At 72.1% G+C, this 12624-nt stretch carries 11 protein-coding genes and 1 pseudogene; 1 reads left to right on the top strand and 11 read right to left on the bottom strand.

Annotated elements, in window-relative coordinates:
- Positions 1 to 23: 23 nt before the first annotated feature.
- The 8 genes and pseudogenes from QFZ71_RS15970 to QFZ71_RS15935 all read right to left on the bottom strand — a co-directional run bounded on the left by QFZ71_RS15970 (position 24) and on the right by QFZ71_RS15935 (position 7920).
- Positions 24 to 1559 carry a hypothetical protein gene (locus QFZ71_RS15970; RefSeq protein ID WP_373465122.1) on the bottom strand — a complete coding sequence of 512 codons (1536 nt, stop codon included), beginning with the start codon at positions 1557 to 1559 and terminating at the stop codon, positions 24 to 26.
- Positions 1556 to 2132, bottom strand: a pseudogene (locus tag QFZ71_RS15965) (SigE family RNA polymerase sigma factor). Before QFZ71_RS15965 ends, QFZ71_RS15970 begins: the two are co-directional and overlap by 4 nt.
- Positions 2133 to 2494: 362 nt before the next feature.
- Complete coding sequence (locus tag QFZ71_RS15960) at positions 2495 to 3586, bottom strand: aspartate-semialdehyde dehydrogenase (protein ID WP_307668887.1); 1092 nt, start codon at positions 3584 to 3586, stop codon at positions 2495 to 2497.
- A complete protein-coding gene (locus QFZ71_RS15955; RefSeq protein WP_030812959.1) occupies positions 3583 to 4854 on the bottom strand; it encodes an aspartate kinase in 1272 nt (423 codons plus the stop codon). The genes QFZ71_RS15960 and QFZ71_RS15955 overlap by 4 nt, the downstream gene beginning before the upstream one ends.
- A 491-nt stretch (positions 4855 to 5345) precedes the next feature.
- Positions 5346 to 5933, bottom strand: a complete 588-nt coding sequence (locus QFZ71_RS15950; protein WP_307668886.1) for an SgcJ/EcaC family oxidoreductase — start codon at positions 5931 to 5933, stop codon at positions 5346 to 5348.
- A gap of 136 nt (positions 5934 to 6069) precedes the next feature.
- Positions 6070 to 6729: a DUF5063 domain-containing protein gene (locus QFZ71_RS15945; RefSeq protein ID WP_307668885.1), complete on the bottom strand. Its 660-nt coding sequence runs from the start codon at positions 6727 to 6729 to the stop codon at positions 6070 to 6072.
- Positions 6730 to 6884: 155 nt separating this feature from the next.
- On the bottom strand, positions 6885 to 7484 hold the full coding sequence (recR, locus tag QFZ71_RS15940) for a recombination mediator RecR (RefSeq protein WP_307668884.1): 600 nt from the start codon (positions 7482 to 7484) through the stop codon (positions 6885 to 6887).
- Between the two features lie 91 nt (positions 7485 to 7575).
- On the bottom strand, positions 7576 to 7920 hold the full coding sequence (locus QFZ71_RS15935; RefSeq protein ID WP_307671471.1) for a YbaB/EbfC family nucleoid-associated protein: 345 nt from the start codon (positions 7918 to 7920) through the stop codon (positions 7576 to 7578).
- Between the two features lie 390 nt (positions 7921 to 8310).
- Between QFZ71_RS15935 and QFZ71_RS15930 the strand changes: the two genes are divergently transcribed.
- Positions 8311 to 9138: an SLATT domain-containing protein gene (locus QFZ71_RS15930; protein WP_307668883.1), complete on the top strand. Its 828-nt coding sequence runs from the start codon at positions 8311 to 8313 to the stop codon at positions 9136 to 9138.
- A 91-nt stretch (positions 9139 to 9229) separates the two neighbouring features.
- Here QFZ71_RS15930 and QFZ71_RS15925 read toward each other — a convergent pair whose 3' ends face one another.
- From QFZ71_RS15925 to QFZ71_RS15915, 3 genes are all read right to left on the bottom strand, one after another.
- The gene (locus QFZ71_RS15925; protein WP_307668882.1) at positions 9230 to 9880 is read right to left on the bottom strand and encodes a hypothetical protein; all 651 of its coding nucleotides are present in this window, start codon (positions 9878 to 9880) and stop codon (positions 9230 to 9232) included.
- A gap of 117 nt (positions 9881 to 9997) precedes the next feature.
- Positions 9998 to 10717, bottom strand: coding sequence for a GntR family transcriptional regulator (locus QFZ71_RS15920; RefSeq protein WP_307668881.1), 720 nt, complete (start codon positions 10715 to 10717; stop codon positions 9998 to 10000).
- Between the two features lie 377 nt (positions 10718 to 11094).
- A complete protein-coding gene (locus QFZ71_RS15915; protein WP_307668880.1) occupies positions 11095 to 12486 on the bottom strand; it encodes an aspartate aminotransferase family protein in 1392 nt (463 codons plus the stop codon).
- Between the last annotated feature and the right edge of the window lie 138 nt (positions 12487 to 12624).

Genomic DNA, 12624 nt, shown 5'->3' with positions numbered 1-12624 from the left:
GCGGGCGCTGACGCCGGGCCCGGTCACGACGTGGGCAGGACACCCGTTCGGTAGATCGTGCCCGCGCAGGCGTTGGGGATCTTCGTCTCCGCCGTGGGCGCGCCCGCCTCCGGGGTGTGCGTCACGGCAATGCTGCCCTCGGCCGTGCCGCCGTCCTCGGCCAGCGACTGGGCGGCCGCGCCGGACTGGTCCGTACCGTCGCCGACCGATCCGCCCGCGCCGTCCGCCGACGGGGTCGGGCTCGGGGACGGGCCCGTGGTGGGACAGGTCTCGGCCGGCACCCAGGCGAACCGCACCTCGTACGCCATGGCCGGTTTCAGCAGTACGGTGCCCGGCTCCTGCGAGGGGTCGGGCAGGCCGGGGGCCGCGTCGCCCGCCGCGTGCTGGACCACGCCGATCTTGAGCGGATCCGCCGCACCGAGGGCGGTGAAGCCCACCGTGCCGTCGCTGCTGACGGTGCAGTCCTTGCCGGACACGTTGGCGATCTTGAAGCTGCCGTAGACCGTGCCGTCGGCCGCCGGGGCGTCCGTGCCGGCGGACGCGACGCCCAGCTGGCTCGGGTCGCAGACCGGCAGCGTCGCGTAGTCGACGTCGGTGGGGTCGGGGTTCCGGCCGGTCGCCGTGCCGTCGGGGTCGCTGCCCTCGCCCCGGGTGGGCCGGGGGTCCGGGGTGGACTCGCCGACGCCGCCCTCGCTCCGCCGGTCGGTGGGTTCCACGGTCCGCAGGCCGGGCGCCTCGGGGCCGGTCTCGTCCCCGTTGCCGCCCTGGGCCTGTTCGCCGTGTCCGGCGATGGCGGGGCGGGCGGCGGAGGCTCCGTCCGAGGTAGCGACATGGACGAAGGCGGGGACGGCGGTACCGATCAGCAGCGCCGCCGCGGCCGCCCCCACGAGGGCCTGCCGCCGTCTGGCCCGGCGGGCGGGGACGGCGCGGTGGAGGTGGTCGAGGGTGCCGTCGGCGGGCGCGAGATCCTGGACCACCCCGTGCAGCATGCGGCGCAGGGCGACCTCGTCCAGTTCGCGGGACGGGGGGGACGGCCGGTCGGCGGCCCGGCCGGTCGCCCGGTCGGTGGTCCCGTCAGCAGCGCGGCCAGCAGCCTGGTCAGCGGCGAAAAGGCTGGTCAGCGTGGTGAGGATGTCGTCGCCGTCGTCGGCGCCGGGGGTCTTGTCCGCCGGTGCGGCGGTCCTGCCCCCGGTCCGGGGTGCCTTCCCTCCGGCCGCCGCACTGCCGGGGCCTTCGCCCGCGGCGGCGTCCGCGGGCCCGCTCCGGCGGCCCGCGTCCTCGGCGGTGACGGGTTCCTCGGGGTCCTCGGCGGTCTCGCCCTCGGGGCCGTCCGCCGCCTCTCCCCCCTCGTGCGCGGGCGGTTCCGGTTCGGGGGCGGCCACCGGATCGGGCGCCACGCTCCCCTCGTGCGGGCGGTCCGGATCGGTGTGCGGAGTCTTCTCCGGCCCGTGGTTCACAATTCCGTTTCCCGTCGGGTCGCTCTCGTGCCTGTGCTCGGGGACCGCGGAACCACCGGAGCCCTCGGCCCCCGGCCCGCGCCGCTGTTCGGGCCCGCTCATGTCTGGGCCTCCATCACCACGCGCAGGGCCGCTATGCCCCGAGAACCGTACGCCTTCACCGACCCCAGCGAGATACCCAGCACCTCGGCGACCTGGGACTCCGTCATGTCCGCGAAGTAGCGCAGCACCAGCACCTCGCGCTGGCGTCGTTGCAGTCCCTTCATCGCCTTGATCAGCGCGTCCCGCTCCAGCTGGTCGTACGCGCCCTCCTCCGCGCTGGCCATGTCCGGCATCGGCTTGGAGAGCAGCTTCAGCCCGAGGATGCGGCGGCGCAGGGCCGACCGCGACAGGTTGACCACGGTCTGGCGGAGATACGCGAGGGTCTTCTCCGGTTCGCGCACCCGGCTGCGCGCGGAGTGCACGCGGATGAACGCCTCTTGCACCACGTCCTCGCAGGACGCGGTGTCGTCCAGCAGCAGGGCCGCGAGACCCAGCAGGGACCGGTAGTGGGCGCGGTAGGTCTCGGTGAGATGGTCGACCGTGGTTCCAGCTGCCACCGTCTCGTCAGCACCCCTGCGCTGCGACGGCAACGGTGGCGGGGCGCGCGGCGGGCATGGGCGCGATCACCGGCATGCCGCCGGGCGCGCGGGGCCGCCGGAGCGGGCGCACCGAAGCGCCCCGCAACGGGCCCACCACTGTGATGTCGAGAACCTCTGCCACGCCTGTTGGACACGCTGCCCCCCGTCAGGGTTGTACGCGGACCACGCCCCGTTCGACGCTGTGCGACATGCCCTCATACGTACCTGCTCTTCCCCAAATGCCCCGTCATCGCGTCCGGCCACGCACAAAGTGACCGCAGAGACGCAGCCCGGCCGAGGTTCGGTTGCAGATGGCCGGGAGATCATCGTCGGATACGACAACGTCCCAGCTCAAGAGGTTCAGACCAGCGAATTGCTCATAGGGCGTTCACAGATCCTACAAAACAAGTTCGACCATCACCGGGGGAATTCGGCGGCGATCGATTCGGCGATCTGAGCCACGTTCAAAGCCGCACCTTTTCGGAGATTGTCCCCGCAAAGGAACATTTCCAGGGCATGCGGATCGTCCATCGACCGCCGGACGCGGCCCACCCAGGTGGGGTCGGTGCCGACCACGTCGGACGGGGTGGGGAAGTCACCGGACGCGGGGCTGTCGAAGAGCACCACGCCGGGAGCGGTCGCCAGGATCTCGTGCGCCTTGTCGACGCCGACCTCGTTCTCGAAGCGGGCATGGACGGACATCGAGTGCGTGGCCACGACGGGGACGTACACACAGGTCGCGGTGGCCTTCAGGTCCGGGAGGCCCAGTACCTTGCGGCACTCCTCGCGGAGCGAGATCTCCTCGGTGGACCAGCCGTCGCCGGCGTCCGTTCCGGCCCAGGGCACCACGTTCAGCGCCACGGGCGCGGCGAACGGGCTCGGCGCACCGCCGCCCGTACCGGCCGCGCCACCCCCGAGGTCCCCCAGGGCCCGGCGTACGTCTCCGGGCTGGGTCCCCAGCTCCGTACCGGCCACCAGCGCCAGCTGCTCCCGCAGGGCCGCGACGCCGTCCCGGCCCGCTCCGCTGACCGCCTGGTAGGAGGAGACGATCAGCTCGCGCAGCCCGAACTCGGCGTGCAGCGCGCCGACCGCGACGATCAGCGACAGCGTGGTGCAGTTCGGGGACGCGACGATGCCGCGCGGCCTCAGTCGCGCGGCATGGGGGTTGATCTCGGGGACGACGAGCGGCACGTCGTCGTCGAGCCGGAAGGCCGCCGAGTCGTCGACGACGACGGCGCCCTTGGCGGCGGCGATCGGGGCCCAGTGGGCGGACACCTCGTCCGGCACCAGGAAGAGGGCCACGTCGATGCCGTCGAACACGTCCTCGCTCAGCGCGAGGACCTCGCTCTCCTCACCGCGCACGGCCAGCTTGCGGCCGGCCGAGCGCGGTGAGGCGACGAGTCTGACCTCGCCCCAGACGTCCGCGTGCTGCGAGAGGATCCGGAGCATGACACCGCCGATCGCCCCGGTCGCACCGACGACCGCGAGCGACGGGCGGTGTCCGGTCATCGGCCGGTGCCTCCGTAGACGACGGCCTCGTCGGAGTCGCTGTCGAGACCGAAGGCGGTGTGCACGGCGCGCACGGCCTCGTTGACGTCGTCGGCACGGGTGACCACCGAGATACGGATCTCGGATGTCGAGATCAGCTCGATGTTGACGCCCGCGTCGGACAGCGCCTCGAAGAAGCCGGCGGTGACGCCCGGGTTGGTCTTCATGCCCGCGCCGACCAGCGAGATCTTGGCGATCTGGTCGTCGTAGCGGAGCGAGTCGAAGCCGATGGTGCTCCTGGTCCGCTCCAGGGCGTCGATGGCCTTGCGGCCCTCGGCCTTGGGGAGGGTGAAGGAGATGTCCGTCAGGCCGGTCGTCGCGGCGGAGACGTTCTGCACCACCATGTCGATGTTGACCTCGGCGTTCGCGATGGCGCGGAAGATCGCGGCCGCCTCGCCCGGCTTGTCCGGGACGCCGACGACGGTGACCTTGGCCTCCGAGACGTCGTGGGCGACTCCGGAGATGATCGCGTGCTCCACCTTCTGGTCCCCTTGCGGCTCGTTGCTGACCCAGGTTCCGCGCAGTCCGGAGAAGGACGAGCGGACGTGGATCGGGATGTTGTAACGGCGTGCGTACTCGACGCAGCGGTGCAGCAGCACCTTGGAGCCGGACGCGGCCAGCTCCAGCATGTCCTCGAAGGAGATCCAGTCGATCTTCTTCGCCTTCTTCACGACCCGCGGGTCCGCGGTGAAGACGCCGTCGACGTCCGTATAGATCTCGCAGACCTCGGCGTCCAGCGCGGCGGCCAGCGCGACGGCGGTCGTGTCCGACCCACCGCGACCGAGGGTGGTGATGTTCTTGCCCTCCTGGCTCACGCCCTGGAACCCGGCGACGATGGCGATGTTGCCCTCGTCGATCGAGGTCCGGATGCGGCCCGGGGTGACGTCGATGATGCGCGCTTTGTTGTGGACCGAGTCGGTGATGACACCGGCCTGGCTGCCCGTGAACGACTGGGCCTCGTGGCCCAGGTTCTTGATGGCCATCGCCAGCAGGGCCATGGAGATCCGCTCACCCGCGGTCAGCAGCATGTCGAATTCCCGGCCGGTAGGCATCGGGGACACCTGCTCGGCGAGATCTATCAGCTCGTCCGTCGTGTCGCCCATCGCGGACACCACGACAACCACCTGGTTGCCGTTCCTCTTGGCGTCGACGACTCGCTTGGCAACCCGCTTGATGCCCTCGGCATCGGCTACGGAGGAGCCTCCGTACTTCTGCACGACAAGGCCCACGTGCGCTCCTCGCTCAGTCATTACTGCGGTCGGCTCAGTTTAACGAGCAGCCCGGAATCGACCCGCTCATACCAGATGATGAGATGTCCCGCTCATCACCCGGTACGGCGTGTCGTCCCGAACCGCTCGTAGGGGGCTGTTGCCCAGCCGGACCACCGGCACTCCCCTTTGTGTCCCAGCCCACACGATCGGGGGCGGCCGGGCGAGTCGAAGCGGCCGGCCGGGGTACGTGGTGCGGTCGGCCCGCGCACCGGGTCGGCGTACGCCCTCACTCGGGGTACGCCGTCAGTCGCCTCCTCGCCGCCCTGGCGCCCCGGCTTTCGCCAGGGGATGGGCGGGCGCGCCCAGTACGGCACTGAGGTTGGCGGCAGCCATAGGGATCCAGCCTTTCCAGCAGGCGGTCTCTTACGGTCAGACCCCGGTTGGCGTTGGTAGCACCGCCGGGGTTGTCCGTTTTCCGGATCGGCCCGCCGCCGCCCTCTGGTGGTGCGTCAGCCCGTTGCCAGGGTCTGCGCGTCGAGCACCTGTGTGTTCTGCGCGGCCGCGATGCGCCAGACGCCGTCGTCCTTGGCCAGTACGTAGGTCGGGGTGCCGGGGAGCGCCTCGGGGTGGTCGGCCATGAGCCCGGAGGGATCCGCCTGGCCGTGGAAGACCTCGTCCAGGAAACGGCCGTCGTCGCGGGAGACCGGGCGCTGCCGGATCTTGACCGCCGCGATGTCGGGGCGGATGAAGAGGATCAGGTCCACCGTGTACGTGGCCGTCACCGGGGAACCCGCCTGCGGAGGCAGTACCGCGCGGGTGAACGCGCCGATCTCCGGCAGGCCGGCCAGCCTCTTCCCGTGGGCCGTGGTCCAGATGGCGTCCTCGCGGAAGCCGTCGAGGAAGTCATCGGGCAGCGCGTTCTGCTGGGCGTGCTCCACCCGCGCGACGAACGCGACGATGGCGTCGACATCCTCCTGCGGGGCCGGTACGCCGATGACGGTGGGGGCCGGAGCCGGGGCCGGGGCGGACGCGAGGGGCGGCCCGGCTGGTACGGGGGGTGTTGCGGGGGACGGAGTGGCGGGGGGCGTGGCGCTCATGCGTAACCTCCTGGTGGGTCGCGGCCCGTTGCGTCGGCCGTCGTTCACCAGGAGACTCGCTCCTCAAGCGCGCTTGAGGTCAAGAGCGGCCCTCTCAGGCCGCACCGACCGTCCGGTTCCCGTACGCGATGGACGCCTACTTCACCGGCCGCAGCCCCAGCGGGGCCGCGATCTCCTGGAGCATCACGCGCCCCGCCTCTTCCGCGAGGTCGTCCTCGCCCGGATCCTGGTCGGTGTCCAGACCGTCCAGTTCCGCCAGGGGCTGGCCCAGGCGGATGTGGGCGACCAGGGACTGGAGGGCGCGGAGGGCGGCGGACGCGGTGGAGCCCCAGTTGGAGAAGTACGAGAACTGCCACCACCACAGCGCCTCGGCGGTGCGGCCGGCCTCGTAGTGCGCCAGGCCGTGGCCGAGGTCCGTGACCAGGTCCGCCAGATCGTCGGAGATCCGGTGCGGGACCGGGGCCTTGCGGGGCTCGTACGGGTCGAAGACCTCGGAGTAGACGTCGATCGGCTCCAGCAGCGCCGCGAACCGCTCGCGCAGGCCGTCCGCGTCGGGCTCCGCCCCGAGGTCCGGTTCGTAGCGCTCGTCGGGCAGGACGTCCTCGTACGCGCCGAGACGGCCGCCCGCGAGCAGGAGCTGCGAGACCTGGAGCAGCAGGACCGGAACGGCCTCCTCCGGCTCCTCGACCTTGGACACCTCCGTGACCGCGACGATGAACGTCTTGATCTGGTCCGCGATCTGGACGGCGAAGTCGCCCGGGTCCTGCGTGACGGAGTTCAGCGTGGCGTCAGACATCGAGGGGACCTCCCGTGGGCGCGGTCACAGACGGTGAAGTGAACGATGAAGCGGACGGCGAACCGAGCGGCGAAAAGGACCACGCGGCGGACGGCGGACCGGGTCGTGCGGCGGACAGCTGTACGGGCGAGGGCCGGGGAGGCGCTGCGGGGGTGTCAGACATCCAGCAGCCGCCTCCCCTCGAAGGCGCGGCCCAGGGTGACCTCGTCGGCGTACTCCAGGTCGCCGCCGACCGGCAGGCCGCTGGCCAGCCGGGTCACCTTCAGGCCCATCGGCTTGACCATCCGCGCCAGGTACGTCGCGGTGGCCTCGCCCTCCAGATTGGGGTCGGTCGCAAGGATCAGCTCCGTGATGGAGCCGTCCGCGAGCCGCGCCAGCAGCTCGCGGATGCGCAGGTCGTCCGGGCCGACGCCCTCGATGGGGCTGATCGCCCCGCCCAGGACGTGATAGCGGCCCCGGAACTCGCGCGTCCGCTCGATCGCCACGACGTCCTTGGGCTCCTCGACCACGCAGATGACGCTCAGGTCGCGGCGCGCGTCGCGGCAGATCCCGCACTGCTCCTGCTGCGCGACATTGCCGCACACGGCGCAGAACCGGACCTTGTCCTTGACCTCCAGCAGGGCGTGCGCGAGCCGGCGTACGTCCGTGGGCTCGGCCTGAAGGATGTGGAAGGCGATCCGCTGCGCGCTCTTGGGGCCGACGCCGGGCAGCCTGCCCAGTTCGTCGATGAGCTCCTGAACCACGCCTTCGTACAACGGAACGCCTCTCTTCGCTTCCTGCTCCGTACCGTAGTGGGTACGGATCGGTACCAGTAGGCCCCGGAGGGCCCGCCCGTATCCGGTCGGGTCAGAACGGCAGACCCGGAATGCCGCCTCCGCCGCCCAGCCCCTGCGTCAGCGGGCCGAGCTTCTCCTGCTGGAGCGCCTGCGCGTTCTCGTTGGCCGCCTGGACGGCCGCGACGACGAGGTCGGCGAGCGTCTCGGTGTCCTCCGGGTCCACCGCCTTCGGGTCGATCACCAGGGAGCGGAGCTCGCCGGAACCGTTCACGGTGGCCCTCACGAGACCACCGCCCGCCTGTCCGTCGACCTCGGTCCTGGCCAGTTCCTCCTGGGCCGCGGCGAGATCCTGCTGCATCTTCTGGGCCTGCTGGAGCAGCTGCTGCATGTTGGGCTGGCCACCACCGGGAATCACGGTCACTCCTGGCATTTCGACGACAAATGTTTCGGTAAGCCGAGCCTACGTGCTCACGGGGCACCGCGCTCCACCCGTCGGGGACCAACTCTTTCGGGTGAGATTCGCGGACCGGCGTGAGTGCTCCTATACCTGACCAGCGGCCCCGCGCAGGCGGGAATCCCGCGATTTCGACCCCACGGCCCACCATTCGGCGGTAGGAAGGGCATACACATCGACACGCGCGCGCAGCCGTTCGGTGACGCAGAGTTACCCCTCACAGCTTCAGAGGTTTCAGAGGTTCTCGGTCGCGCGGACCGCCCCGCCCCCCTTCGGGCCCGGCCGGGTCCGGGCCCGTTCCGGAAGCCCCACGCGCCCGTCCCGTCCGTCAGAGTGCAGAGGAGTGCCCCGGTGAGTCAGCCGGATATGCAGCCCGAGGGGCCGCCCCGCAAGGAGTCCGACGCGGGATCCGGTGAAAACGGAGTTGCGCATTCCGTGGCCGCTTCCGGCTCCCCGGCCGGGAGGCGCGCCGAAGGCCGTACCGAGGGCGGCGCCGGGGGGCGGGATCTGACCGGGCGCCCGTTCCCCCTCGGTGACTGGGGCGAGCCGGCCGAGCGGCTCGACGAGCTCTACCGCTGGGTCGAAGCCGGTGCGCTGGACACCGCCGACTGGTATCTGCACGACCGGATCTGGAAGCGGCGGGCCGCCAGGAGCCTGCGGATGGGAACGGCCGCCGGGGCCTTCGCCGGGGCCGCCCTGCCGTTGCTCGACCTGACCGGGGCGCTGAGCGGTTCGGCGGGCTGGGGCTATCTGTCGCTGCTGCTGGGGGCCGCCTGCATGGCCTGCGACCGGTACTTCGGTCTCACCTCCGGGTGGATAAGGAACCTCGCCACGGCCCAGGCGGTGCAGCGGCGGCTCCAGGTGCTCCAGTTCGACTGGGCGTCGGAGTGCGTACGGGAGGTGCTCGGGCCGACCGAGGGCACGGCCAGCGAGGCGACCGAGCGGTGCCTGGGGGTGCTGCGGAGGTTCTCCGAGGACGTGACCGACCTGGTGCGGTCGGAGACGGCGGACTGGATGGTGGAGTTCCGGGCCGGGCCCGCGCCGATGGGCATGCAGGCCCTGGCCTCGGGGAGCGCGGGCGGGCGCGGGGAGCCGGCGGCGCCGGGGCGGTTCTCGATGCCGTCGGTGGCGGCGCGGCCCAACATGCCGCGGCAGCGGCCGCCGGAGTCGCCGCGGTGAGGGCGGTGCCGGAGCCGGTCCGGTTCCCGGCGGGCCCGGCCGGACCGGCGGGTCCTGCCCGCCTCCGCGCCGAACCGCCGCCGGACACCGCCTAGCTGAAGATGATCATCGAGCCCTGGGCCAGGCTGCGGGTCGCCGCCGCGTGGAGGCCGAGCCAGACATGGCGTTCGCGGGCGAACGGGCTGTCGTCGTAGGGGATCGGGGCCGCCGGTTCCTCCAGGGAGGTGGGTCCGGCGGGGGGCTGCGGGGCGGCCGGTGGGTTCGCCGGGTCGATGCCGATGGCCGGGGCGACGAACTCCAGCTCCCGCAGCAGCCCGTGCGCGGAGCCCAGCGGTCCGCCTCCCGCCAGGAGCGCGTCGTCGGAGAGCGGGGCCGGGAAGTCCACCGGGACGTACGCCCCGGCGTGGTCGTAGTGCCAGACCAGGTGCGACTGCTGCGCGCCCTGCTCGAACATCTCCAGCAGCCGCTCGTACTCCCCGTCCAGGCCGTCGGCGGGGGTGACCGCGAGGCCGCTCAGCTGGAGCAGGTAGGCGCGGCGCAGGAAGTGCAGGGCGTCGTAGTCGAAGCCGGCCACGGGGGCGACCTCCCCGTTCAGGCCCGGCATGTAGGCGTAGACGGGGACGGGCGGCAGCCCGGCGTCGTTCAACGCCTTGTCGTAGACGGCGATCTCTTCGGCGAACGGATTGTCGGCGCTGTGGCACAGCACGTCGACGAGGGGGACCAGCCACAGGTCACAGGCCACGAAGTCTCGCTCTCCAACGGGTTCGGCGATCGTCGGAACAGCGTAATGCGGGGCGAACCTCACGCACAGTGCCCCGGCGTCCGCGACCTCCCGCGCAGTGCCCCGGCGTCCGCGACCTCACGCACCGCGCCCCGGCGGTTCCGGCGGCTCCGGCCCGGTTTCGCGGGCCTCCTGTGCCTCCAGGCGTTCCGCCCAGGCCAGCGCGTGGCCGTAATACGCGTGCATCGAGGCCCGGACCTGGTCGCGGTCGCCCCGGCCGATGGCGTCGACCAGTTCCTCGTGGCCGAACCACAGCACGTCCTCGTCCATGCCGTCACGGCGCAGCCGGTGTACGGCGAACACCCATGCCTGAACGCGGAGTCGGGTGAGGAAGTCGGCGATGTGCGGGTTGCGGACGAACTGTCCCAGCTCCCGCCAGAACCTCAGGTCGTACCCGATCAGTACGTCGAGATCACCCCCCTTCGCCGCGCGGACCGCCTCCGCGGCCCGGCGACGGATCGGGGCGAGCGCCTCGGTCCGGATGGCCACCTGCCCGGCGGGGTCGCGGAAGAGGCCGTCGACGACGAGGGCGCGGGCCTCGGCCATCGCGCGGTAGTCGGCCACGGTGAACTCGCGGACCTGGAAGCCGCGGTGCTGATCGGAGACGAGGAGCCCCTGCGCGGAGAGGTCGAAGAGGGCCTCACGGACGGGGGTCGCGGAGACCCCGTACTGCTCGGCGATCTGCTTCACGGTGAACTCGCGGCCCGGCGGAAGCCGCCCCGCGACCACTTCGTCACGCAGGGCGTCGGCGATCTGCCGGCGCAGGGTGTTGCGCGTCACGCCTCCGCCCGGCCTCATTCCGGCCCCCATCCGTACGCCCCTGTCCGCCCCTGTCCGCCCCGTTCACCGGCCGTTTCCGGCGGGGGGCACTTACGGCTCGGGTCACCTTAAGCCAGACCCCCGGCGTGCCCGATTCCGGGCAGGGCGGGGGCTGTGCGGCTGCGTACAGGGGCGGTTACCCGGAGTGCGGGCCGGAACGCGCCCGGCGGGCCGGTCGGCCGTACGGACCGGAGGGCCTGGCGGCGGTACGGACCGGGGCCCGGCGGCAGCACGGACCGGCGGGCCGGACAGCCGGGGCGGGCCTCCGGGAAGCGGGGCGGGCCGTTCCCGGCGGAGGGGTGGCCTCCAGCCCGTTCCGGACCCCGCCCCGCGCCCGCGCGCCTCCCTCCCGCGTCCTACGCGCCCTTTCCGCCCTCCACCGTGTACGTGTCCGCGACGGAGAGGGCGGCGTCCAGGGCCGCGAGCCCTTCCTCGGCCTCGGCCTCGGAGACGTTGCAGGCGGGGACGGCGTGGGTCCGGTTCATGTTGATGAACGGCCACAGCCCCTCCTTCTTCGCCGCCGCGCCGAACGCCGCCATCGGGGCGTTCGCCTCGCCCGCGGCGTTGTACGGGACGAGCGGTTCGCGGGTCTCCCGGTCACGGACCAGGTCCAGCGCCCAGAAAGCGCCGAGGCCGCGCACCTCGCCCACCGAGGGGTGGCGTTCGGCCAGTTCGCGGAGGCCGGGGCCGAGGACGGTCTCGCCGATGCGGGCCGCGTGCTCGACGACCTTCTCGTCCTCCATCACGCCGATGGTGGCGACGGCGGCGGCGCAGGCCAGCGGGTGGCCGGAGTAGGTGAGGCCGCCGGGGTAGGGGCGGGTCTCGAAGGTCGCCGCGATCTCGGCGCTGATGGCGACGCCGCCGAGCGGCACGTAACCGGAGTTGACGCCCTTGGCGAAGGTCAGCAGGTCCGGCACGACGTCGAAGTGGTCGGCGGCGAACCAGGCGCCGGTGCGGCCGAATCCGGCCATCACCTCGTCGAGCACGAAGACGATCCCGTACCGGTCGCAGATCTCACGGACGCCCGCGAGGTAGCCGGGCGGCGGGGTCATGATGCCGGCGGTGCCCGGAATGGTCTCCAGGATGATCGCGGCGATGGTGGACGGACCCTCGAACGCGAGGGTGTCCTCCAGGTGCTGGAGCGCGCGGGCGCACTCCTCGGCCTCGGTCCGCGCGTGGAACGGGGAGCGGTAGAGGAACGGGGCCCAGAAGCGGACGACACCGGCCGAGCCGTTGTCGGAGGGCCAGCGGCGCGGGTCGCCGGTGAGGTTGATCGCGGTGGAGGTGGCCCCGTGGTACGAGCGGTAGGCGGAGAGCACCTTGGTGCGCCCGGTGTGCAGCCGGGCCATGCGGACGGCGTTCTCGACGGCCTCGGCCCCGCCGTTGGTGAAGAAGATCTTGTCCAGGTCTCCCGGCGTGCGCTCGGCGATGAGGCGCGCGGCCTCGGAGCGCGCCTCGACCGCGAACGCGGGCGCGAAGGTGGCGAGCTTGCCCGCCTGCTCCTGGATCGCGGCGATCACGGTGGGGTGCTGGTAGCCGATGTTGGTGTAGACGAGTCCGCTGGTGAAGTCCAGGTAGCGGTTGCCGTCGTAGTCCCAGAAGTAGGACCCCTCGGCGCCGGCGACGGCGAGCGGGTCGATGAGGCCCTGGGCGGACCAGGAGTGGAACACGTGCGCGCGGTCCGCGGCCTTCACGGCCGCACCGGCCGCGGGGTCGGCGTACGGGGCATGAGGGGCATGAGGGGTCATGCGGCGAGCGTAAGCGGGGTCCGGGGCCGGCCTCCATGGCCACCTTGTACGGCCCGGGGCGGATGGTTCGGCAGGGTGTCGGGTCCTGGCCGGATGTCGAATTGACAGCATGCTGGCAACATGACAGCCTTATGTCAT

It is taken from the genome of Streptomyces sp. V2I9 (assembly GCF_030817475.1).
Taxonomy (GTDB): Bacteria; Actinomycetota; Actinomycetes; order Streptomycetales; family Streptomycetaceae; genus Streptomyces.
Note: the sequence above shows the minus strand (reverse complement) of the source record. Positions and strands in the feature narration are given on the sequence as shown.